At 60.9% G+C, this 24685-nt stretch carries 19 protein-coding genes; 15 read left to right on the top strand and 4 right to left on the bottom strand.

The genetic code is table 11. The features are described from left to right. Window positions 1-88 precede the first annotated feature (88 nt). From HLH25_RS01155 to HLH25_RS01175, 5 genes are all read left to right on the top strand, one after another. On the top strand, window positions 89-853 hold the full coding sequence (locus HLH25_RS01155) for a hypothetical protein (RefSeq protein WP_182972297.1): 765 nt from the start codon (window positions 89-91) through the stop codon (window positions 851-853). A gap of 17 nt (window positions 854-870) precedes the next feature. Further along, window positions 871-1965, top strand: coding sequence for a flagellar motor protein MotB (locus HLH25_RS01160; protein ID WP_182972298.1), 1095 nt, complete (start codon window positions 871-873; stop codon window positions 1963-1965). A 126-nt stretch (window positions 1966-2091) separates the two neighbouring features. Beyond that, entirely contained in the window at window positions 2092-2973 is an 882-nt protein-coding gene (gene motA, locus HLH25_RS01165; protein ID WP_182972299.1) for a flagellar motor stator protein MotA, read from the top strand. A 36-nt stretch (window positions 2974-3009) separates the two neighbouring features. After that, window positions 3010-5541: a hypothetical protein gene (locus HLH25_RS01170; RefSeq protein WP_182972300.1), complete on the top strand. Its 2532-nt coding sequence runs from the start codon at window positions 3010-3012 to the stop codon at window positions 5539-5541. A gap of 37 nt (window positions 5542-5578) precedes the next feature. Further along, window positions 5579-6346 (top strand): flagellar hook assembly protein FlgD, encoded by a 768-nt coding sequence (locus tag HLH25_RS01175; RefSeq protein WP_182972301.1) that lies wholly within the window; start codon window positions 5579-5581, stop codon window positions 6344-6346. 321 nt (window positions 6347-6667) lie between these two features. On the opposite strand, the gene HLH25_RS01180 is transcribed toward HLH25_RS01175, so the two are convergent. Then, complete coding sequence (locus HLH25_RS01180) at window positions 6668-7468, bottom strand: response regulator transcription factor (protein ID WP_182972302.1); 801 nt, start codon at window positions 7466-7468, stop codon at window positions 6668-6670. 633 nt (window positions 7469-8101) lie between these two features. Between HLH25_RS01180 and HLH25_RS01185 the strand changes: the two genes are divergently transcribed. From HLH25_RS01185 to HLH25_RS01220, 8 genes are all read left to right on the top strand, one after another. Beyond that, complete coding sequence (locus HLH25_RS01185) at window positions 8102-8350, top strand: hypothetical protein (RefSeq protein ID WP_182972303.1); 249 nt, start codon at window positions 8102-8104, stop codon at window positions 8348-8350. A gap of 315 nt (window positions 8351-8665) precedes the next feature. Next, window positions 8666-11185 carry a hypothetical protein gene (locus HLH25_RS01190; protein WP_246400792.1) on the top strand — a complete coding sequence of 840 codons (2520 nt, stop codon included), beginning with the start codon at window positions 8666-8668 and terminating at the stop codon, window positions 11183-11185. A gap of 123 nt (window positions 11186-11308) precedes the next feature. Further along, window positions 11309-11725 (top strand): flagellar basal body rod protein FlgB, encoded by a 417-nt coding sequence (locus HLH25_RS01195; protein ID WP_182972305.1) that lies wholly within the window; start codon window positions 11309-11311, stop codon window positions 11723-11725. A 16-nt stretch (window positions 11726-11741) separates the two neighbouring features. After that, window positions 11742-12149, top strand: a complete 408-nt coding sequence (gene flgC / locus HLH25_RS01200; protein WP_182972306.1) for a flagellar basal body rod protein FlgC — start codon at window positions 11742-11744, stop codon at window positions 12147-12149. A gap of 194 nt (window positions 12150-12343) precedes the next feature. Then, window positions 12344-13087 carry a flagellar basal-body rod protein FlgF gene (gene flgF / locus HLH25_RS01205; protein WP_182972307.1) on the top strand — a complete coding sequence of 248 codons (744 nt, stop codon included), beginning with the start codon at window positions 12344-12346 and terminating at the stop codon, window positions 13085-13087. A 175-nt stretch (window positions 13088-13262) separates the two neighbouring features. Next, a complete protein-coding gene (gene flgK / locus HLH25_RS01210; protein WP_182972308.1) occupies window positions 13263-14915 on the top strand; it encodes a flagellar hook-associated protein FlgK in 1653 nt (550 codons plus the stop codon). Window positions 14916-14938: 23 nt separating this feature from the next. Beyond that, window positions 14939-16036: a flagellin gene (locus HLH25_RS01215; protein WP_182972309.1), complete on the top strand. Its 1098-nt coding sequence runs from the start codon at window positions 14939-14941 to the stop codon at window positions 16034-16036. A gap of 284 nt (window positions 16037-16320) precedes the next feature. After that, window positions 16321-17757 carry a tetratricopeptide repeat protein gene (locus HLH25_RS01220; RefSeq protein WP_246400801.1) on the top strand — a complete coding sequence of 479 codons (1437 nt, stop codon included), beginning with the start codon at window positions 16321-16323 and terminating at the stop codon, window positions 17755-17757. Between the two features lie 171 nt (window positions 17758-17928). Here the strand turns inward: HLH25_RS01220 and HLH25_RS01225 are convergent, their stop codons facing one another. From HLH25_RS01225 to HLH25_RS01235, 3 genes are all read right to left on the bottom strand, one after another. Next, the gene (locus tag HLH25_RS01225) at window positions 17929-20454 is read right to left on the bottom strand and encodes a TonB-dependent receptor (RefSeq protein ID WP_246400812.1); all 2526 of its coding nucleotides are present in this window, start codon (window positions 20452-20454) and stop codon (window positions 17929-17931) included. A 602-nt stretch (window positions 20455-21056) separates the two neighbouring features. After that, on the bottom strand, window positions 21057-21437 hold the full coding sequence (locus HLH25_RS01230; protein WP_182972311.1) for a cytochrome c3 family protein: 381 nt from the start codon (window positions 21435-21437) through the stop codon (window positions 21057-21059). Beyond that, a complete protein-coding gene (locus tag HLH25_RS01235; RefSeq protein WP_182972312.1) occupies window positions 21434-22144 on the bottom strand; it encodes a ferric reductase-like transmembrane domain-containing protein in 711 nt (236 codons plus the stop codon). The genes HLH25_RS01230 and HLH25_RS01235 overlap by 4 nt, the downstream gene beginning before the upstream one ends. Before the next feature lie 278 nt (window positions 22145-22422). Here HLH25_RS01235 and HLH25_RS01240 point away from each other — a divergent pair, with 278 nt between their 5' ends. Together HLH25_RS01240 and HLH25_RS01245 are read left to right on the top strand one after the other, a co-directional pair. Next, on the top strand, window positions 22423-23208 hold the full coding sequence (locus tag HLH25_RS01240; RefSeq protein ID WP_182972313.1) for a sulfite exporter TauE/SafE family protein: 786 nt from the start codon (window positions 22423-22425) through the stop codon (window positions 23206-23208). Window positions 23209-23706: 498 nt separating this feature from the next. Continuing rightward, window positions 23707-24600 (top strand): helix-turn-helix domain-containing protein, encoded by an 894-nt coding sequence (locus HLH25_RS01245; protein ID WP_246400822.1) that lies wholly within the window; start codon window positions 23707-23709, stop codon window positions 24598-24600. Window positions 24601-24685 lie beyond the last annotated feature (85 nt).

Consider the following 24685-nt stretch of genomic DNA (forward strand, 5'->3'; position numbering starts at 1 on the left):
CCGGCTATCGCTATTATCGGGGTCGGCGCGTAACCGTGCCTGATATCGATCCGATCATCCCCATGGACGTGAGCGACCAGGAAAGCGCATGGAACAGACAGAACAACAGACCGCAAAATTATTCATTGCGACGCCTTGTTTCGGCGGTCTGGTAACGCAGGAATACATGGAATCCATTATCGCCTGCACCGGCGTGATGCGGACTCCGATGACTCTTTCCCTGCTCGGCGACGACGCGATGATCAGCAGGGCGCGCAATACCCTGGTCCATCAGTTCTTCACACGGTCCGACGCCACGCATCTCCTTTTCATCGACGCCGATATCGGCTTCCCCGCGGAAGCGCCGGCGCGCCTTCTCGCGGCCGACAAGGACCTGATCGCGGGCATGTATCCGATCAAGGACCGGTTCTGGGATAAAGGCACCCAGGAAAACATCCTGCGCGGCGAACCCCAGGAATCGGCCTCCCTGCGCTATGTCGGCGAGACCGACGCCATGCACGAGACCTGGGAAAAAGGTCCGCTCATGCGGACACATTACGCCGGCACGGGGTTCATGATGATCAGCCGGAAGGCGATCGCCCGCATGATCAAGCATTATCCCGAAACCGCCTATCGCCGGATCGATACCGCGGGCAGCGGAGATGCCGGCCTGTATCACGCCCTGTTCGACGCCAGCATCGACCCGGAAACCGGCACCTATCTGAGCGAGGATTTCACGTTCTGCCGGCGCTGGCGCGAACTCGGTGGCGAAGTCTGGCTCGATACCTCCATTGTCCTGACCCATGCCGGGCGGGCGGCCTATCGCGGAGATCCGTCCTGCCGCGTCGGCATGGTCCATCACAAGGCCCTGTAAGGTCACGGTAGTTCCACATGGCCAGAAACAACAAACCTCCCGTCATCATCAGGCGCAGCGGCGAGTCTTCCGACGAGCCGGGCCATCATGGCGGGGCGTGGAAAATCGCTTATGCCGACTTCATGACGGCGATGATGGCGTTCTTTCTGGTCATGTGGCTCCTCAACGCGACAACGGACGAGCAACGCCGGGGCATCGCGCAATTCTTCAATCCCATGGCGGACAACAAGACTCTTGTACCGCCGACGGATGGCGTGCTCGACGCCTCCCCATCCCCGCTCACGGCGGGGAAATCGTTGCAGATGATCAAGAACGATACGAGTTCGAACGCGCCACAATCCAGAAAGCTCGGCGCAGGACGCGGCCCTATCACGTCCATAGAAGGTGGCGCTCCTGACGACATCACCTACGGGATCAGGACAGCATTCGTCCCACGCCCCCCCAGTGTCGTCCCGATTGGCGGACCGGACAGCGGCGGCGCCCAGCATACGGCCTATGTCGGCGCCGACGACGCAGCCGCCGAACAGGGCAAGATCGAACAGATGGCGTCCGATCTTCAGCAGGCAATCCAGAAAAGCCCGACCCTTCACGACGCCAGCTCCAACGTGGCGGTCAGTTTCGGCCGGAACGACATCCGGATCGAGCTTCGGGATGCCAACAATACACCGATGTTCGATTCGGGATCGCCGGCCCCCAACAGCAAGGGCCGGCAGATGCTGGCCGAAATCGCCAAATGGCTCGCTCCGATGCCGGAACGCATTTCCATCATCGGCTATACCGATTCCGACATGTACCGCCCCGGCAAGAACTGGAGCATGTCCAACTGGACCCTTTCCGCGCTGCGGGCGGATTACGCCCGTGAGGCGTTGGTCAAGGCCGGCTATCCCGACACCAATATCCTCGATGTCTCGGGAAGAGCCGATCGCTCCCTGGCCGTTCCCGCAACCCCTTCGGCCGCAGCCAACAGGCGGGTCGTGATTGTCATGCACAAGATGTATGGGGATGCTGCCCCGCCCGTCCTTCCCTTGTCGGACAATCCCGCTCCGGTATCACCCGGACCCGAAGGAACGGACGTGAAACAGCAGGCATCCGAAGCGGCAAAGCCGAAATAACGCCCCTCCGCAGCCACGAAGCGGGCACCAAAGACGTCGGTCCGACAGCCTGGGATCGAGAACACTGCATATCACTGCGACCGGCGGGTGCCGGCCGGCATATCTGGGTGAAACGGAGACAACTCAATGCTCTTCATCGGGGGCCTCGTCTTTGCGCTGCTCTGCGTCTTCGGCTCGTTCGTGGCCTCCGGGGGTGTCCTGGCCCCTCTGCTCGCCTCGATGCCTTTCGAGATGCTGACCATCATGGGTTCGGCGGCCGGCATCTTCGTGATGTCGAATTCCGCCGGAGCACTCAAAAAACTGCTTCCCGACCTGAAATCGACGTTGAAAGGCCCCCGTTACGACAAGGCGGCCTATACCGAACTCCTGCTCACGCTGTTCCGGTTCACGCGCCTGGCCCATGCGAAGGGAAACATGGCGCTTGAAGAACATGTCGAAAACCCGGCCGAAAGCAGCATTTTCGCGCAATCGCCCGCCATCCGCGACGATCTCGAAACCCGCAACCTGATCTGTGACTATCTGCGGCTGATCAGCCTCAATATGGACGATGCCTACCAGCTTGACGAAGTCATGGCCCGCGAGCTGAAAAAGAACCTGACGGCGAAGCTGCATACCGCCGAATGCCTGACGAGCATCGCGGATGCCCTGCCGGCACTGGGCATCGTGGCCGCGGTCCTGGGCGTCATCAAGACGATGTCCTCGATCAGCAAGCCGCCAGCCGTTCTGGGTGAAATGATCGCCGGCGCCCTGGTCGGCACCTTTCTCGGCGTGCTGCTGTCTTATGGCGTCGTAGCACCTCTCGCTGCCCGGATGCGCGATGTGATAACCCAGGATGGTCGTTATCAGGACATCATCCGGATTGTCTTCGTGGCGCATCTTCAAGGCAACCCGCCTCAGGTCAGTGCCGAAATCGGACGCAAGGACATTCCGCCCGCTTTTATGCCTTCGTTTACAGAGCTCGATACGGCATTATCCGTGTCGCAGCCCACCATGGCTGCCGCGGCCTGACGGAGCGGAATGACGACAGGGAATACGGTACGTCCGATGGGCATTACGATGTCAAAAGTTTCGACGAAAACGGATCAGGCGCTTGCCTCTTCGTCATCCGGTTCGCCGCTCCCTGTCTCTTCTGGCTCCGCCACCTCCGGGGCGACGACGTCCAGGTCCCGGACGACACGGCGCCCCTCCAACGGGCAGGCGTCCTTCAGTGCCCACCTCAAGAACGCACAAGACGAACACGCTGGCGGATCGCAGGACCATGCGGGCACCCATGAAACGGCTGCCCACGCCCCCCAGACGACATCGAAGGGCCCGGCCGACAATCGGGCCGGGCAAAACACGGCACAGACCATCGACCTGCCGGCAGCCACGGTTACGACCGCGCTGTCCTCACAAATTGTCAAGACAACGGATACCGCGACCGATCAATCCACGGCCAGTCAGGCGAAAAAGGTCAAATCCGATCCGGACACAGCGACCGACACCGCCACGGAATCCGATCTGACATCTCAGAACCAGAACCTGCTGACAGACATCCTGTCTCAGACCCTCGGACTGCAGCAGAACCTTCCTCCTTTGTCATCACAGCCACAGAGGCCGGCCAGCCAGACAGACGCCGCCATCTCGGCAAACCCGTCGTCTCAGTCGCCCTCCACCTCCGCTCCCGCACAGGTGGCCGCAAGCCAGCAGACCCCGGTATCCATGTCCGAGCCGCAAGTCGCACTCGCGACTCCGTCCGACACTGCAATGACCGATCCGAACTCCTTCGCCGCTATCCTGGCCCAGATTCCGGACAACCAGCAGGTCACGACCACTGCCTCGCAGTCGCCAGCGACTTCCTCTGCGGCAACCGACCAGAGCAATCCAACAACCGCGCCGACGCAGAGCGTGGCACGCGCGGCTGGCCAAGCCGCCTCCACGCAGTTACCCGCCAGCACACAGATCCTGGTCTCCACCTCATCGCAAACAATGGTGTCAACCGCTCAGAACAGCACCACGACCACACCAGCCCAGACGCCGAACGGCAAGCCGCAAATCCTGGCCAGCACCACACCCCAGCCCGCCACAACCACGCCGGCAACCACAACCCAGAACAGCACCACGGCCAAGCCGACGCAGACGCCCGACAACCCGCAGACCCTGGCCAACGCCGCGCCTCACTCCGCTACAGCCACACCGGCAACCGCACCCCAGAACAGCACCACGGCCAAGCCGACGCAGACGCCCGACAACCCGCAAACCCTGGCCAACGCCGCGCCTCAGTCCGCTACAGTCACGCCGGCAACCGCAACCCAGAACAGCACCACGGCCAAGCCGACACAGACGCCCGACAACCCGCAGACCCTGGCCAACGCCGCGCCCCACTCCGCTACAGTCACGCCGGCAACCGCAACCCAGAACAGCACCACGGCCAAGCCGACGCAGACGCCCGACAACCCGCAGACCCTGGCCAACGCCGCGCCTCAGTCCGCTACAATCACGCCGGCAACCGCAACCCAGAACAGCACCACGCCAACGCCGGACAGCCCGCAGATCCTGACCGCTACCACCTCTCCCGCAGGGCAATCGGCGCTCCCGGCCTCTGCCACTACGGCAAACGACCGCAGCCATGCATCGCATGACACGTCTTCCATCCAGAAAGATAGTGCGACCGTCACCACGGCATCCGCGACCAGTGGATCGTCCCCTCCGCTTCCGCTCCGGCAATCCGCCTCAGCGAATCAGAACAGTCAGCACCGCAGCCCTGCATCGGCCGCGCTGTCACTCTCGCCTGACGATGCGACAACTCCTGTCTCCAGTCTCACGCCTCTTCCCGACGGCTCGGACGGCTCTGCCATACAATCAGGCGGACATAGCGGCACGCACGGAGAATCCGCTTCCGCCGACGACAATGGCGACGAAGCGAACGCCCAGACTGCCTCGCGGACATCCACCGGCCTCAATCTGCCCCTTAGCCTCACGCCGTCAGGTGCCTTTGTAACCGCGCTGAACGACACGGGGTCGGCACCCCAGGGGGACTTCACCTCGAAAGAGACTGGTACGTCGCGTGAAACGGACGGCAAGACGATAACTTCCCCGCTCACGGTACAAGCCGATGACGGATCGACATCTCTTTCCATGACCATCATGACCGACGATTCCACTCCAGTGCATGTGCGTCTCGAAGGTACGGATGGCCTGACAACCGGGGTCTTTCTTCAAAGCGAAGACGTGGGCACCGCACGCCACATGGCCGACAACAGACATGAACTCGTCGCGGCACTCAGCGCCGCCGGTGTGGATGTGAGCAATCTGAAAATTGACGTTGTCACCGCCAGCAGCAACAATGGCGATAATTTTCAGGACCAGAACCAAAACCAGAATGCCGACGGCACCGCATATAATGGCGGTTTTTCCGGCAACATGTCTGGCGGCAGCTCTGGGCACAACGGTCAGCAATCGTACGGCAGCAGCGCCGGGAGCACCAATAGCATCGCGTCCGACCAGGGCGCAGGTAATCCCGAGACGCAAAGCGGCTCGCATTCCACAAGACCGTCCGGCCCCTATGCCGGGAGCGGCGTCAACATTACCGCATGACCCCAATGGCCGTCGCGGGGAGAAAGGGAACAGGCAAATGACGACGACATCGCGTGTCAGCAACGAGACCCAGCTTATTCAGGCAGCGGAAGCAGCCGCCAAGAGTGCTGCGAACACATCCGCTTCCAGCAGTTCGAGTTCAAGCAGCAGCGGCAGCACGACTTCGGCCCTGTCTTCTCTGGCGAATAACTACACCACCTTTCTGTCGCTCCTGACCACGCAGTTGAAGCATCAGGACCCGAGCAGCCCGATGAATACCGACACCTTCACGTCGGAACTCGCGCAGTTTGCCGGGGTAGAGCAGCAGGTCGAGACGAATTCAAAACTCTCCTCGCTGATCTCGCTGAATGAAAGCAGCCAGATGACCGACAGCACCGCCCTGGTCGGCCAGAAAGCAACCGCAAGCACGACGACGTTGCCGCTTCAGAACAGTTCCGCCTCGCTCAGCTTCTCCGGCACATCGGGCTCAACGGTCGCCATCGCAGTGGCCAATTCCGCCGGCACCATTGTCAAGGATGTCGTCGCAACCGCCGACAGTGGCACCAACACCTGGACATGGGACGGCACCGACAATAACGGCCACCAACTGGCCGACGGCGCCTATAGTGTTTCGGTACAGACGATCAGTTCCACCGGGACCACATCCAGCGTTCCCTTCACCGTAACGGGAACCATCACCGGCGTCCAAAAAGGAGATTCCGATATGGAACTCGAAATGGGCAGCGCCACCATCCCGATGTCGAACGTAACCAATATCTCATCGGGAACCAAAAGCAGCACCGGTTCAAGCAGCGCCAGTTCCTGAAAATACGCCTCTTCCGGCATCACGCCCCGGAGGAGGCCCCTCAGCCCGGACAATCCCGATCGCGAGGACGCATGACGTGCACCATGCGTCCGGGGTGTTTTTTGAGCATTGGAACGGGGCCGCCTTGATGGCCGGCCCGTCACGAAGCGTGCAACATCGCCACCAGATCGACATCAGTGGGCCACGTTGAAAGAGTCCCTCCCGATTCCATTGCCGTGAACAGCCAATTTGCAGGAAGCACACGCCGGCCTACCGCCCGCGCGCGGCTCCAGACAATCCAGCTATCAGACACATTCCGGCGCGCGTTACCCCTGCCGCAAATTACACAAGATCCAACGTCGTCGACGACATGATGTTGATGCCGGACATGACCGGAATACAGGACTCCTTCGCGGGTTGACCGGTCCGGCTTTCTACGGCACTCGCTCTCGCTCCCAGCGGAGCAAACGCTACCTCATTCAGCCGGTAGCCAATCCCCCACAGGGTCGTAAACGGCTCATCAATGCCGAAATTGCGCATTTTCTTACGTATCTTGCAGATCATGACATCGATAACCTTGCCATAGGGCTCACTTTCCCCGGCATAGAGGCTATCCAGAACCGTTTCCTTGCTCAGAACCTGCGTCTTGCGCAGGGCCAACAGTTCCACAAGGTCGTACTCTCTGCGCGTCAAGGGCACCGGCTTGGAATCGATATGGACTTCCCGTCTGTCGACACCAACCGTCAAGCGGCCGATATGCAGGGTCAGGCTGTCATGTCCGCTGACCCGCCTGACAATGGCGCGGAGTCGGGCCAGAAGCTCCGCGGGATCAACCGAAGCCGGCACACAATCATCGGCACCGATGGACAGCAGTTCGGCCACTTCCAATGGCGTGGACGTTAGGGCAATGACCATAACCGGCGTCGGCACCCGGCTGTTGCGGATATGACGCAGCAACTTCATATCGGGTGAAGCCTGCTGGATGACGACGATATCGTAATGGGACCGCCGCAGCGTTTCCACGACTCCGGCAGAACCCGACATCGTTATCGAGACCGACCCATCCACCGCGGCCTTGGACAATCCCTCGTAGGGTCGACCATTTCCCCGAGTCGAATCTTCGCCAACGCAGAGTACGCGCATATCCACTTCCGCCTCAAATGTATGGTCGCTTATCGCGAGGAAATACAGGACTATACTTGTCCTCTATCCAATTTTCTGCTGCTTCCGCCAGACAGTCACGTCTGTTCAATATCGGAATAGGTGGTGTGTCCAAAAGTCCCCATATAGCGGCAAGTGTCAAGGCCGACACATCACGGCGGCACCGTTATCATCGGAAGAACACTACCCTGCCCTCATGTCTTCACATACCTGCCACAGACAGCGACAACTGCACAGGCTCCGCAGCCTTGAACGATTATCGGCGGCACGCCCTGAACAGGAAAAAACCATCTTGGCGAAGCCGCAGCCATCCCATAAACTGAAGGGAGCATAGTTCGGTTATACTATGAGATATGACTGAATCATTTCTGTAGCTTTCGCACCGCGTTTCCTCGAAACGAAAGCCGGGACGTGTAGCCGCATAACTGGATTGGGTCCGGGAAAGACGCACTTTGTCCGACAGGGAACGCTTATCAGGGATAATCTGCCTTAGCCCCTCGTGGCTGGACCATATGACTGCCGCCCGGCACACAGGCGGATCGGGAATGTGAGGCATCTCGCGGCTGCGTTTTCAGCCGGTATTTATTTTGCTTTCTGGTTTTGAAGGATAACGAAATGGTTGACATCACGGCTGCCTCGCTTCTCGCGTCCAGCCTCCGCCAAGCGACCTCGACGGCCTCTCACGTCGCCTACCGCAGCGCGCGCCCCGCGCATGCGGCAGCGACTGGCGTCAATATAAGCTCCAGCGGCATTGATGGTTCGTCCTCGTCCATAAAGTTCGACGCCAGCGGCCAGATTGTGCCGACCGGCACGAAGAACAAGAAGGAATCCGCGACCGCCAGCGCCGTTGATCTCTTCGCCTGATCGATCGCCGCCGGCCGGCCTATTCGCTGCCAGCATGTCTTTGTCGTATGACCGGCCTGCTGGCAGATGAAATTCGTCCGGCTTTGTTCTTCCCGATCGATCCACAGCGTCCCGTCTGACGACATGGCTACTCCAATCCTGTCTTCGCGGACATCTAGCGATAAGATCCGTTCAGAGACGATGACCTCGAGACAGCGGGGAAATACTCCCCGTCAGGATTAAAGACACGTGCCTTTCAGCCGACCTTCCCGCGTAAGACACCGTGTCACGCTTTCAGTCCTCGTATGTCTGTCCTGCTCCACCCTTCCGTCCGCCATGGCGGCAAATCCACATGCGGCGGCCCACCGCCACACCGGACGCAACGCCGCCTCGTCTTCCAGCCCTCCCCCGGCACCTGCATCTCCAGCCGCGAAGCCGACGCCCGATCCGTCGCAGGATGTCGAACTGCCCGATTCGATCCTGCTCAAGGGCTTGCCCTCCTCCTGGCGGGCAACGCTCATGGACCCGCCGCAGGTGCCAGCCACGACACCTCCCACCGGACCAGCCACCGCGAAGAGCGGTACGAAAGAGGCGTCACGCGTATCCTCATCGAAGACGCCCGCGACAGCCGGTGCCGGGGCTCCCCCACAAAGCGTTGCGTCCACCAGCCGCATTCTGCTTCCGGTGCCGTCGCGCATGGGCATCGCGGCCTTTCAGAGCGGCGACAGATTCATTATTGTCGTCGACAATGCGGAGCCGATGGATACCAGCGCCCTGCGCGGTGACGGCCTCTTCTCGACGTTGTCCGTCAAGACCCTCCCGGACGCGACCTTGATCCAGGTCCGCCTCCCGGATACGCGACGTCTCTACCTTTCCCAGCAAGCGGAAGGGTGGGTGCTGGGCGACAAGCCGCCTCCAGGCGACCATTACGACGACAGGCGCGTGATCAATCCGCAATATACCGACAGCGGCATCCTGTATCCGATGCGCCGATCCGGTCGCGTCCTTTCGATCGCGGATCCCGCGTCCGGAGATCGGCTGCTGGTCGGCACGTCGATCCTGGACGATGGCGGTATTCTCTCCCTGCGAAACGGCGACGGCTATGACGTATGGCCGACGTCCGAAGGCGTCGTGATCGCGGCCCACTCGCCGCGCATTGACCTGAAACCTGTCCCCAGCGGCATCCTCCTGACCCAGGACGGCAAGGGCTTTCTGGATCACGGCGAAGCCGCCTATGCCAACGATGTCGATCTGAAATGGCTGGGGCTACAGAATCTTCCCCTGGACGCCCTGACCCGACGCTATCACGCCGCTCTTCTCGCCGCCGCGGATTCGGATCCCTTCCATCGGTTCACGCAGCGGCTGAAGGCGGCGAAAGCCGCCTTCAGCCTCGGCGCCTTCGTCGAGACCCGCGGCATCCTCACCGTCGCCCTCCAGGACGACCCGGAAGAAGCCGCCCTGCCCGACGTCCGGTTCCTTCTGGGCGCCGCCGAGTTGCTGTGCGGCGACATGGACGGCGCCTCGATGCTCAATGGCCCCTGGCCTGCCAGCCAGAAGCGCGCAACCCAGCTATGGCAGGGGCTCTATCTGGCCGCCACCGGCGAGAATGATGCGGCGGCGGCCCAACTGCTGGCTCGCGATTTCGCGCGACTCAAATCCTATCCCGCCCCGGTTCGCGACGTACTCCTGCCGATAGCCTCCGAGGAAATCGCCCGTTACGGCACGCCGGACGATCTCGCGGCGCTGGACGACCTGCCCAGCGGCCCTGCCTATCAACTCGCAACAGCATTCAGGCAGATGCGCTCCGGCAAGCGGGACCTAGCCTACGCCGCGTTCCAGAAGCTGGCCGACAGTCGCGATCCCCAGGTCGCCGAAAAGGCGCTCGAACAGAAAACAGCGATCGAACTCGCCGATGGCCGCATCAAACCGGACGCGGCGGCCGAACTCTTCGAAACCATGATCCCAGACGCGCGACTGGCCGGCCGCGAGGCCAAGCTCCGCCTGATGCAGGCCGACGCCTATATGCAGACGCAGCGCTGGAGCGACGCACTCCAGGCCATAGACGCAGCCCGGCTGCACCCCGACACCTCGTCAAAGGACATGGTGGCGCCATTACTGTCCCAGGCCCTCACCGGCCTTGCCGATTCGATCCCCCCCGCATCGGACAAGAAAGGTCTTCTGCACGATACGGCGATGCTGAAGGTCCATCTGCCCGATCTGCCGCCAGGAGCACGGAAGGGCAACATTCTGGTCTCTTACGGCAGGATGCTTCTCGCCCTCGGCCTGCCGGATGATGCGGCCCAGGCGTTTTCCGATGCCATTCCCATGCTCACCGCCCCCGATCTGCGTGCGCTGGCAGGCGCGGCACTGGCGGAAACCGATATCGAAAGAAGGCTTCCCCAGGAGGCGGCGCAGGCTTTGACGATCACGGACGATCCTTCCCTTCCGGACGATATCAAGACCACCAGACAGGTGCTCACCGCCCGCATCGCGCTTGCAACTGGCGACCAGGCCAAGGCCCTGACCCTTCTCCGCAACAGCGCGAACACCTCCGCGCTCGACCTGACAGCCCGCGTGCATGAACAGAAAGGCGAATGGGCAGCCGCGGCCAGCGACGTCCGCAAGATGGCAGCAGACCTGCTCCCCCCAACCGGCCCCCTGACCGATAGCCAGCAGATCCTGGCCCTCCGCCTAGCCTCGGATGCCTCGCAGGCGGCCGATCAAACCTTGTTGGGCTGGGTGGCCGACCGCGTCGGAGACCGGATGCCGGACGGGGATCGTGGACGCATGTTCAGGCTGATGACCAAGTCGCCGGACGGAGGCGCAGACACGTCGCCCGCGGCGGCTCCCCTCTAACCGGACTAAAAAAACTGCCTTCTTGCCATAAAGGCACACTATTCAGACGCCAATACGCACTATATACGAAAAGCACACGCTCAGGATCTGAGCCAGAACGAAAACCAGGGGAATTGACAGCGTATGCTGGAAGCCTTGTCATCCCAAATGTCACAGGCTCATAGCGGCACCGATGTGCTGGACCTGGCCGGGCGCCGCCTGCAATGGCTGCAAAACCGCGAATCCGTGTTGGCTGGCAATGTCGCCAACGCGAATACGCCGGGCTATGCGCCCAAGGACATCGCATCGTTTCAGGGTGTGCTGCAAAACCAGATGGCCATGACGCTGGCACAGACCGCTCCGGGCCATCTGGCCGGACGCAGCACCGTCGGCAGCGCAACGCGAACAGGCACCAGCACCTCCATCGACGGAAATCAGGTCAACATCGAAGGCGAACTTGAAAAGATCGCGGACACTAACGACCAGCAACGTCTCGCGACGAACGCCTACAGCGTCTATATGTCAATGTACTCGATAGCCCTCGGCTCCTCATCCTCCTGATCGCACGAGGCCCATCATGGATTTCTCCGATACAATGGGCATCTCTGCCTCCGGCATGCGTGCCCAGGCAAAGCGCCTTCAGATCGCGGCCGAAAACCTGGCCAACCAGGAAACCACCGGCACGACAGCCGGCGCAGACCCTTATCGGCGTAAGACGATTACGTTCAAGGAAACCCTGAATCGCACCTCCGGCGTTTCCGGTGTGGACATCAAGGAAATCGGACAGGACCAGACCCCGTTCGAGACAAAATACGATCCGTCCCATCCCGCAGCCGATGCCAACGGCCTGGTCAAGATGCCGAACGTAAGCGCGATGGTCGAAATCCTGGACACGCATGAAGCGCAACGTTCGTACGAGGCCAACCTCAACACCATGCAGATCACGCGGTCCATGCTGACACGCACGATCAACCTGATGAAATAAGGACAAGCCGGACGGCGCCTTCGGCAGGGTCACAGACCGCAGACGCGCGCCTCTCCTGTTGCCGTTGCACGAGCAATTCGTTACTCTTGGCACGCATGGTCCGTCGCCGTTTCCGCCTGCCGGGCTTGCTGGTCAACTGATCGGACGGACACCGGCCTGAGGGCGCTCCGCCCGGTTCCTTCTGGAGAGCGACATTGGACAATACCACCTATATTGCCCTGTCCCGCGTCGATACATTGACGCGCGCTCTCGATGTAACGGCCAACAACCTCGCCAATGCCAACACGGACGGCTTCAAGGCGAGCAGGCAATTGTTTTCCGAATATCTCGTCAAACAGAAAGGGCCGAACACCCTGCCGGGGGACAAGCAGGAAGCCTATACGCAGGATCAGGCAACCTATCGCGACCAGCTTCAAGGCCCGTTGAGGGCCACCGGCAACCTGACCGATTTCGCCATCAACGGCGAAGGCTACTTTACCGTCCGCACCACCCAGGGAATTAGGCTGACGCGCAATGGCCAGTTCCACCGCCGCATGGATGGTACGATCGTCGACGGATCGGGAAATCCCGTTCTGGACAATGCCGGCCGGAACCTGGTCCTGCAGAACGAAGAAGACCTGCTCTCTGTCGCGACCGATGGCAGCATCTCGACCCAGACCGGCGTCGTCGGAACAATCGGTCTGGTAACGGTCGACAATCCCCAGACATTAATGCCCGAAGGTCATTTTCTTCTTCGGCCAACCACCCAGACCCACACCGTCGTCCGTCCGGAGATCCGGCAGGCCATGCTGGAATCGAGCAACGTCAACGCGGTCTCGGAAGCGACCAGAATGGTCGAGATCCAGCGGGATTATGATCTGACATTCCAGCTCATACAGACCGAATCGACCCGCAACATGAACGCGATCGACAAGATCACCGCCGAGCCGTCGGTCTGAGACAGACCGTTTTGAAGAAAGACCGTTCGGCGATAGCGGGCGGCGCTGCGCGTAACCTTTTAGAAACCATTAACGGATAGCAAAATCCATAACATAGTCTCGGGGTCTGCCATATTTCGGCGGCGAACGCGAATGTTCCGCGGACAGGTGGCTAGGTACAGGGAATTTTACAACGATGGATCTGTTATCCTCTCTCTCGGTAGCCACCAGCGGCCTGAATGCGATCGAATATCAATATTCCGTCACATCCCAGAATGTCGCCAACCAGAGCACCACAGGCTATGTGAGCGAGACGGCGACCGTCACGAGCGCCGTCACCGCCGGCGTCGGAAATGGCGTCCGTATCGGCGCGACGCAACTGCATATCAATCAGGCGCTGCAATCCGCCCTGTATGCGCAGAATGCCCAGGTCGCATCCTACACCGCGATGGACAATTCACTCACCGCGCTTTCGGCGGTCCAGGGCACGACGGCAGCGAATTCGACAAACACCACCCCTGCCGGCACCACCAATACGCTGACCGATCAACTGGGCAACGTGCAGGCCGAGCTGACATCGCTGATTTCCACGCCCTTGCAAAGCGTAGCGCAGACACAGGTGATTACGGGCGCGCAGTCCCTGACCAATACGATCCATACGCTGTCATCGACCTATGCGACCCAGCGCCAGAATGCGCAGGACAGTGTCGCCTCGACGGTCCCGGCCATCAATTCCGACCTGACGCAGATCGGCGTTCTTTCGCAACAGATCGTGAAGTTCAAGTCGCTCGGCTCCGATACGGCCGATCTCGAGAATCAGCGCCTGGGGGTCATGACCGACCTGTCGTCGAAGCTGTCGGTCACATTTTCCCAGTCATCGAACGGCGACATGATCGTCCGGACCGAGGACGGCACGAAACTGCCGACCCGTCCCGACCAGATCGGACTCAGCGACAGTTCACAGAAGCTGCCTTCCACGACCTGGCCGCTCAGCACCAGCGACGTGACCGTTACATCAGCGATGTCCTACACGGGTGGCAGCACCTCGGCGATCCCCGGCATCATGCTGACCGGCACCGACATTACCTCGCATCTGGCCGGCGGCACGCTCGGTGCAAACATTACCCTGCGCGACGAGACCTACCCGAAGGCGCAGGCGCAGTTGGATTCGTTCTCCTATACATTGATCAACCGCTTCAATAACGCGGGCCTCTCGCTGTTCACGAACGGCACCGATGCCACGGGCACGACCGTGCCCCAATCGTCCAACACGACGCAAACGACACCGGCCGGCATCGTCGGCCTGTCCTCCGCGATCAGCGTCAGCACCATGTATGTCAATACACCGTCTCTGCTGACGACAACGACGACCACAACCGACAACGCAGGCAACAAGACGACGACGGCCGCCACCAATACGACCACCGGCACGACAACGGCCGGCGATTCGACCATCATTCAGCAGGTTCTCAGCCAGGCATTCGGCACCAGCGCCGCCAATGTCAGCGACCAGACCAGTTCCGGCGGCCCTGATCTCGCGGCCCCGACAAACAATCTGGGCGTGAACGGAAATATCTCGACCGGCTATACCGGCGCCCAGGGGCTGCTTCAGTTGGCCACGGCGCTCACGTCGGACCAGGGCGCGACCATCGCGGCGACCAGCAGCAATCTGGCGGCCAGCACATCGGTCCAGACCGTCCTGCAGGCAAAAGTCGCGGATGTCTCCGGCGTCAACGTCAATGACGAACTGGCCAAGGTCGTGGCCTTGCAGAACGCCTACACTGCCAACGCCAAGATCGTATCCGCAGTCCAGACAATGTTTACCGCGTTTCTGAACGCCATCAACTAATACAAGATCGGGATAGAAAACTGATGAGTTCGGCAATCAATCAATATGGCGGCGGCGCGCCCTCACTGATTCTTTCCGCCGGCATCAAGGCTATGTCCCTCCAACAGGAAACCCTCACCTGGCAGGCCAGCAACGGCACCATTGCTCCGACCTTCGCCGGCCTCGGTTCCACACGATCGACAGCGATCAGCCTCACGCCGAAAATCACCCAGATCAAGGCATGGCAATCCAATATCACGAATGCGCAGACCGACCTGACCGTCACGGCCAGCGCCCTGGCCCAGCTTGTCTCACAAGCCCAGGCCATGGCGACAAGCCTGCTCAGTGTTTCCGGCACAACCGAGACCAGCGCGGTATCGGCCGTGGCCGAACAGGCCACAAGTTCCCTCTCCGCCCTCAAGAGCGTCCTCAATACGACCAGCGGTTCGACTTATATCTTTTCCGGAACCGATACCAACACGCCGACGATCGCCGGCTCGGAGCCGCTCGCGAACAGCAAGCTCGCAACGACGATTTCTGGCATCATGAACGCGCTCTCCACCGATGGCGCGACATCGGCACTGCAACAGGCCACGACGGCCGCCGGAACGAACGATGCGTCTTCCAGCGATCCGCTCTCTGTCTTTGCCTCGTCCATTTCGGTTTCAGCCAATTCGGCCAAGGACCAGCAGCGTGTCACGGTGACGAACAACGACTCGACGACAAATGTCGGTATCGTCGCGACACAAAGCTCGACGACCTCCGCAGCGTCCTCGACATCGACGGGATCGCCGATCCGCGACCTGATGCGCGACATGATGATGACCTCGGCCATGGGTGGCATGTCATCATCGACAAGCGGCTTTTCAGACATGGCGAAGCAGCTTTATTCGTCACTGCAAACCACCATCAGCCAACTCACCGAACTGGAAGCGTCGGTCGGCACCACCCAGAATAACCTGACGGCACAATCGAGCCTGCTGACCAATGTCCAGTCGACGCTGGAAGATCAGCTTGACGATTCCATGGGTGTCGATCCCGCTGTCGTCGCCACCCAGGTCGCATCCGTCAAATTGCAGCTTGAAGTCTCCTACAAGCTGGTTGCCGATATGAAGGGCATGACGCTGGCAGATTATATCTAATCTTCGCAGGCTTTAGCCTTTCCGCACACGATCCAGCGACCAGCAAAACGCACCCTGATATCCGCACGTTTCCTCTCCAGACGATAGCGTGCCGATATCAGGCCCAACCTTCTTGCTTCGATGCCGGCTTTGTCGGCGCTGTCCGGCCATCAGCTGTTTTCATCGCTCTGAAGCGCATCCTTCCATCTTCCGTCAGAACATGCAGCCGTCAGGCCGATTTCCCGAAAAATCGCGCACCTCCGTCGCCATTTTTCTTCTCCCAAGAGCATAAGGGGTGCACGTCATTGTCCCAGACAGTCGGGTCTTCTGCGGAACAGGCGCTTCATCCCGAAGACAGCGCCGAGGCATTGCAGCTTGCCGGACGCCTGCACGAGGCCGCGGCAGCCTATCAGATCCGGCTGGCATCCACCCCGAACGATCCCAGAACCCTGAGCAATTACGGCGGACTGTTAAACGCAAGCAGCCGTTTTGACGACGCATACATAGTCCTCACCCGGTCGATTGCGCTCGACCCGACCCAACCCGATGCATGGTCCAACCTGGGCAACACATTGCTGCACCTGGCACGCTACGATGACGCGATCGCGGCATACAGAAACTGCCTGCAACGCAATCCGGCGCACGCCCTGGCCCTGAGCAATCTCGGCTTGCTCCTCGACCATCGCGGCGCACATGAACTGGCCCAGAAATTTCATCAGGTCGCCATACAGCTTTCACCCGACAACGTGCATACACGCACCAACTATGCCATCTCACTACTGGCGCAGGGCGATTATGTCGCCGGTTTTCGAGAATATGAGTGGCGTTGGACAACGCACAGTTCGCGCAGCTACGGCATGACGGTACCACAATGGAAAGGCGAGGATTTCCCAGGCCGTACCCTCATGATCCATACCGAGGGCGGCTTTGGCGACATGATCCAGTTCTCCCGCTTCATTCCCTTGGCCGCCCAGCGGGGCGGCCATGTCATCGTCCGGGCACGGAAGGAATTGCTGACCCTGCTGCGGCAATCTTTTCCCGAACAGCAGTTTTTTTCCGAAGACGACGTGGTGCCGCCGCACGATCTCCAATGCCCTGTGCTGAGCCTGCCCTTCGCACTGAGCACGACCCTGGCGACCATCCCCGGCGCCGGCGGCTTTCTTCACGCAGATGCGCAAAAGACATCCTTTTGGCACCAGATGTTTCATCAGGACGACGCAGCAAACGGGGCACGTCCCGATCCCCTCCGCGTCGGTCTGGTATGGGCAGGCGCTCCGCATCCCGAGATCCAGGCGGCCGAACTGGCCGACCGGCGACGTTCGACCGACCTTGCAACCTTCGCGCCTCTAGCCCGGACAGATGCGAATATTCTATTCTACAGCCTACAAATCGGCGAAAAATCCTGGCAGGCCCGAACCCCGCCTACCGGCATGCATCTGGTCGATCATACCCCCCTGTTGCACGATTTCAGCGACACTGCCGCGCTGGTCAATGCGCTCGACCTGGTAATCGCCGTTGACACATCAACCGCGCATGTCGCGGCCGGACTGGGCAAGCCGGTCTGGATGCTGTCTCGCTACGACCAATGCTGGCGCTGGCTTTCCGGCCGCACCGATTCCCCATGGTATGACAGCCTGCGCATCTATCAGCAGGCCGTACCTCTCGACTGGTCGGACCCGATCCGCCACATCGTCGCTGACCTTCAGGTCCTTGCGGCACCTCATCGCCGCCCGCCAGCTTGAACTGAACCGTCACGCGTACGATCACCGCACCGCCTCCGGTCGCGTCACCCGTCGCATCAGGCGACGGACATTTCCCCAAAAACAATACGGCGCAGTGGCCATAAGCCACTGCGCCGTATTCCGCTTGATGGGATCATCCCCGCAGGCACGATCCCGAAGAGGCTATAGAGATCAGAAATCGCTACCGATCGTGGCCATCGCCGCGAAAGGCGACGCGATCGAGTAGTTCGGATAACTGGCCCCGATCTTCCTGCCGTTCACACCGACGGTCGCCACCGCATTGCCCTGCGGCGAGGTGACATAACCGAGATAGCGGTTGTCGGAGATATTCTGTAGGTTCAGGCGGATCTCCGGGTTCTGGAAGAAACCGAGCTTCGGCAAACGATACCCGACATGGATGTTCATGCGAACATAACCAGGGATGCTCTGGTCATTCATGAACGTCGAATACTGCCGCGCCACATATTTCAGGTTGAACCCGGCGAACGCATGGCCATCATCGTAATCGAGGCCGAAACCAACCTGGTATTGCGGTGCCTGCGGCGCGATCTTGCCCTTGGTCCGCAGATAGTCGCCACCGGCGGGCATGTTGCTGTCGGTCACGGCATGCAGATACTCGAACGAGGCATACGGGCGCAGATGATAGCGCAGCGGCGCCGTTCCCACCTCAACGTCGATACCGTCGGCATGCGAACTACCGGCATTGATGTTGGTCGTAGTCACCTGGTCCGGCAGCAATTGGGTATAAAGGCGACCAGTGAAGGCATAATGGAAATAAGTCACCGCCGCCGAGATCAGGCTATCCTGATAACGCCAACCAGCTTCCTCGGAAATCGAGATTTCAGGCGCCTGCTTGGGGTTGGGCACCGTGCTGTAGCCGTGCGTCTTCGTGTTGTATGTACCAGAATCATAAAGCGAATAGTTCTGCGGCATACGGAAATTGGTCGAAACCGAGGCGAAGACCTGGTTGTGCGCGTCGATCTTGTAGCGGATCGCACCGGTCGGCAGCGCCACCCGGTAATTGGTGGTGACATATTTCTGCGATGGCATCGGCAGATAGTTGCTGCCACTGCGATCGACGATGGCATATTTCAGCCCGGCATCGATCGTCAGGCGGTTATTCAGAAGCGAGAGCTGATCACCGATAAATGGCGTATGAACCCGGGTCTGCGTGAACGAATCACGATACTGGAGGGTCTCGCCGCGATACGGACCGCTGGTGATGACCAGGTTGCCGGTATCGTCCGCCGAATTCAACGGCGCGCCATCCTCGCCGACCCGGCTGTAGGGCGACGTCTGGGTCTGCTTGGAATATTCGAACCAGTAACCGATCATCAGCCGGTTGACGCCGGTGGTCAGGGTGACCTTGGCCGTGTTGCCCGGACGATAGGTCTGGGTCAGGCTGGTGTAGTAGAACGGATAGGTTCCCGACGTCACGCCATCGACCGACCCGGTCACCGTCTGTCCGACCACCGACATCTTGTTGGCGCTACAGGCATTGCCGTCGAGGCAATAGGTCGACAGGCCGCCACCGCCGCCGCCATACCCGTACCAGAAATACGGCGTATCGGTCAGCACCACGCCATGGCCCAGGTTGAACGTCGAAGGCATCGAGGAATAGATGTTCGTAAACGGATTGGGGTGCAGCTTGTAGTAGTTGCTGTTGTAGGTCTTCGTCCCGTTCGGCGAGACCGTATAGGGGATGGCACTGTAGTTCGCCGGCGGGCTTAGCGGGTTCACGCCCTTGTCGCCATACTGCTTATACTGGTCCCAGGAAGACAGCGAGACAGCCCGATAGGCATTGTTTTCCATACCGTTGCCGACTACAGCCCACGACCAGCGGTTGCCGTCGCCCCAGTCGGAGACGAGCTTCATTTCGCCGTGCTTCTTGTCCTCGACACCGGGGCCGCGCCAATGGTCCTGACGCGCCTGCGAGTATGAGAAATAGGCCCGCAGGTTGGTATTGCCCAGATAACCGGTATCGAAGCGCAGGAAGCCGCGCGTGCCATTGTACGAGCCGTAGCTCATATTGACATGGCCACCCATCTTCGCCTTCGGGTCGATCATGTACATATCGACAGTGCCGCCCGTGGCACTCAGATGCGGACTGTCGAGATCCGCCGAACCCTGGGCCACGCGGATCGTCTTCAGATTTTCCGAGTCCACGATTTCCTGCGGGTAAACGGCGAAGTTCCCGATATCATTGATCGGGAAACCTTCAAGCGTGAAGCCCATCTGGCTTTCGGTCAGACCGCGTACCGACATGTTTCCGCCCGTCATCCCCATCGGGTCGGTGTCGGAGGTATTGACGCCGGGCAGCAGCGCGATCAGCTGCATCGGGTTTTCCGCCGGATTCTGCTTGGCGATCCAGTCGCGGGTAACGGCCGAGATGGATTTCGGCGCATCTTCCTTACCCATCAGGCCGCCACCGAACGCGCGACCGGTCACACCGTCGCCCAGGGTCCGGACGCCGCGTACCTCGATGCGTTCCTGATCGGTCGGCTCGGTCGCCCCCAGCATCGTCGCGCGTGCGTCGGCCACCTTCTCGGCGGGACGTGCCTCTCTGGTCGCGGGCGCCTTGGCAACCGGCTTGGATGCCGACGGCGCAACGTCCTGCGCGAACGCAGCTCCCCCCATCGACGAAAGCACAGTCGAAGACACCAGAGCGAGCATCGTCGACCTGATATAGTTTGTCATACAATCTCCATTGATGAAAGATGACCCCCCGAGGTCATTTTTCCGGGAACCTGACCGATTGGTCTGGTTTTGTATAGAGAGCAGCAGAAATTTCATTAATTATTCAAACTCATTTTTAAAAACGAATGAAAAATCCGTTGCGCGTGACAAAGTTGCAACAAACGTCTCCTTGCCCGGCCCCCTGTCGCCCCGCACGATCTATTGCCGTTTTCCCGACATGCTTCCCAGGTCCTCATTGCCGCGGCAATCGCAAACATCCGTTTATTTAATTGTTTTTATTGCCGTTTTAACTCGGGCAAATCAGCCTGATGAAGCAGGTGCTCCATCCTGCCCCGCCCTGCCACCGATGCTCCGGTCGTCGCACGATATACTCCGACGTCGAAGCTCACTGCGGCCAACATCACACACATAATTCCGGTAAAGAAACAATAATCCCTCCCCCCGGGTTCTGCCTCATGCGACTGCCGCCGATTCGATTGCCACCAACGGCTTCGGCGCCGACAGGACAGGACAGGTCGGGGCGCGTTGTGTACGTCCTGCCGATGCAAAGGGAGGGGAAGCAAACCACCCGGCCGTTTAGCGGCCCGCCGAAATCCGGCGCTTCAGAAGATATCCTGCCCCTTCCTGCCCTGCGGCGGCCGGTGGCAACCGCGGCACAACCGAACAGGGCCAGCCGTGCCATGCTCGCGACGACGCGCCAGATGGCAACCCTCACAGAAATCATGAAATGTCGACAATGCCAGGGCCGCCTGATCCGGCCGCGTCCGGTGACAACCGATGCATGTCCGGTCGGGGGCGGAAGCCAGCGCGGGCTCCAGCACGTCATGATGGCACTGCACACAATTATAGGCCGCGTGGTCGCGATGCATGAACACGACCGGGATCGGCATCGCGTGGCTGATGCCCGACCCACACCACCATGCCACGCCGCCCCCGAGGCCAAGAATCGCGGCCAGTACCCAGACAGGGAGCCACTCCTTCATGGCGCCAGCCACTGGCTGAGACGCACGCCATAGAGAACGCAGACACCCAGCGAGACACCGCCAACCACCATTGCCAGCCGAACGGCGACAGGCGCGGTATGACGGCGCCGATGCCCGGCAGGCCGGGGCAACCTGCCATAGCGGCCCACCCACGGCAGGGCGGCGCAGCAGGCGGCGATCACCGACAGCGCGATCATCTGCTCCCTTGCCCGCACATGCAGGCGAGCCCCCGTGATATGAAAGCTGGCCGTGCCGAGCAGGACGACTGCCATCAGCCCATGCGCCTGACGAAAGCGTGCCGCTTTCCGCCAGATCCGACCGCGCAGGGCATGAAAGGACGGACCGATGGCCAAAGCGGCCAGCGGCAACCCCGCAAGGCCCGCCAGCATGTAGCCCGGACCACCCGGCAGAAGGTAGCGACCCGTCAATGGTTCGGCCCACAGCGACAGGCCGACATGCAGAACGATGAACCCACCCGCGACGCACCCGAGCAGGCGATGCGCAACGGTAAAAAACTTGCCGTCATTGAAAGGAAACCGCAGCGGGCGCCCCGTCAGGAAAAACAGGAAGGCCACCAACACATAGGCGATGAAGCCGCAGGCCATCGCACCATCCCATGACGGAGCATTGGCAGGCAGATCCGCGCCGATGAAGAAGACCGAGGCCAACAGCCCGCACAACACCAGAAACGGCAGAAGAATGATCACGCGCCCCTCCGCGCCGGCACGATACGGCCTCGGCGTGCCGGTCGCCCTCCGGCGGCATCGGCTCCCATCCGTCAGGCCGCGAATAAGAATGACATCGAAACAATAGAACGAACAGGCCGCGATGCCGACGATATCGGATCGAGGCCGCAAATTTTATCACCACATTGGATCGTTGATTAAAATAAATACCGCATTATGATGCGTCTGACTTCGAGGGCCGACCTGTTTGTCGCATATCGACCGTACATGATGGTTTTTAACCCGCCGGAATTCCCGTAATGAGTTTTATTGACACGATCCAACCGTTATATGCGCTGTCCGGTCTGGGCGTCGGGTTTCTGGTGGGTCTGACCGGCGTCGGCGGCGGATCTCTGATGACGCCGCTCCTGATCCTGCTGTTCGGCGTACATCCCCAGACGGCGGTGGGCACCGACCTGCTTTACGCCGCGATCACCAAGGCGGTCGGCACGGGCGTGCATGGTTTCTCCGGCGGGGTGGACTGGAAAGTGGTCCGCCGCCTGGCCAGCGGCAGCATACCCGCCTCCGCCCTGGCCCTCATCGTGCTGCACACCATGGGTGCGCCGTCCCTGATCACCACCCACCTCATTACCCGCAGCCTGGGCGTCGCCCTGCTGCTGACGGCTCCCTGCATTCTGTTTCGCGCCGCCATCATGCAACGTCTGGCCGGTTTCTCCGCCAGCCTGTCCGACCGCCGGACCCATATCCTGACCATCGCCGTCGGGGCACTGCTCGGCCTTCTGGTCTCACTGTCATCGGTCGGCGCGGGCGCCATCGGCGTCACGGTCCTGCTGGTCCTGTATCCCAGACTGTCGACGGCGCGGATCGTCGCGGCCGATATCGCGCATGCGGTGCCGCTGACCCTGGTTGCCGGTCTGGGCCACTGGCTCCTTGGCTCGGTCAATGGCGGCATGCTGCTGTCCCTGCTGGTCGGCTCGATCCCGGGCATCATTCTGGGCAGCCTCTTCGTCGGCATGGTCCGCGAAAGCATCCAGCGCACGGTTCTGGCCACCGTGCTCACGATCGTCGGCATCCGCATGATCTAACGACCTTCCTGGCAACGCATATTTCCCAACAGGGCACATTGCCAAACGGGTCGTGACGGGCCGCCCGAACGCCCCCGGAGTCGGCACGATTACAAAACCGGTCCTTCGTCATCATCGTCGGGTTCAAACGGTCCCTCGTCCGGCACCTCGCCAGGGATCGGCTCATCCGGATCATACGGTCCAGGTGAGGGCGTCGGCATCGGCCGCCGAGGCCCGGAATGGTCATGTTCACGTATGGACATCGTAACCTTCCCACCATTACGGCCATTCAACCGCATTCAGCCGCGCGGGTTTCCAGCGCGGGTCCAGGACAGATTCCTCCCTCCAGGATCCCGCGCATTTGTGAACACGACATGATTGCCCGGCCGATCGTATCAGGATTATCGTATGGGCATAACACATATGCCCAAAATGCAGAGGCCAAGAGTGACGAAAACAAGATCACTCGACAATCATCACGCTTCAGTGAGCATTCACCACGCGGATCGCGTCTATAGCATGCTGAGGGACGAATCCGCGTCCGGCCGCTCGGCGCTCGCGGCCTCCTGGTCACGCTCGCTGCGTCATTACGGCCTAAGCCCGAATCATAACGCTCCCCCCCACCGTCTGGATGCCCCAGGCTATCGCGAGGCACGCGAACGCAGCGCGCTGCTCCTGCATGCGGCCCAGCCCGTTCTCGACCGGCTGACCTCGGCGGTCCGGCGCGGCGGCTTCTGCATGCTGCTCAGCGACGCGCGCGGCATCGCGCTGGAACAGAGATGCCTGGCCGCCGACGAAGAGATATTCAGTTCCTGGGGCCTCAATCTCGGCGCCGTATGGGACGAAGCCCATGAAGGCACCAACGGCATCGGTACCTGCCTCGCCGAAGACCGGGTGCTGACGATCCATCGCGACCAGCATTTCTTCTCCCGTAACGCCGGGCTCAGTTGCACCATGGCGCCGATCCACGATCCCTCGGGCAGTCCGATCGGCGGGATCGACATTTCCTCATGCCGCGAAGACTGCGACACGGCGACACTCTCCTTTCTGGCCCTGGTGGTCGAAGACGCCGCCCGCCGCATCGAAACCAGGCTGTTCGGCGAGGCTTTCGCCGACCACCGCATCATCTCGCTGGGCAACGAGGCACAGGCCCTGCTGGCGGTCGATGAAAACGAGGTGATCGTCGGCACCAACAAGGCCGCCCGCGCCCTGTTCGGCCTCCGCCCCGACAAACCCATGACGCTCCCTGACCTGCTGTCGGATACCGGCCACGAAGATCCCGCACGCGCTGCCCACGCCGCCCTGCAAAGGGTGCTGAAACGCTGCAACGGGAACATCTCGGCGGCAGCGCGGGAACTGGGCGTCAGCCGTGCCACGCTGCATCGCCGGCTGAAACGTCACGAAGCCCACTGAGGCCCCGCCACTGTCGCGGAACTGCGACAGATCAGGCGTCATACCCATCCCCGCCGGCTGACAAATCCAGTCCCCATCGCCACTC

The organism is Gluconacetobacter dulcium, from assembly GCF_014174165.1.
In the GTDB taxonomy this organism is placed as follows: domain Bacteria; phylum Pseudomonadota; class Alphaproteobacteria; order Acetobacterales; family Acetobacteraceae; genus Gluconacetobacter; species Gluconacetobacter dulcium.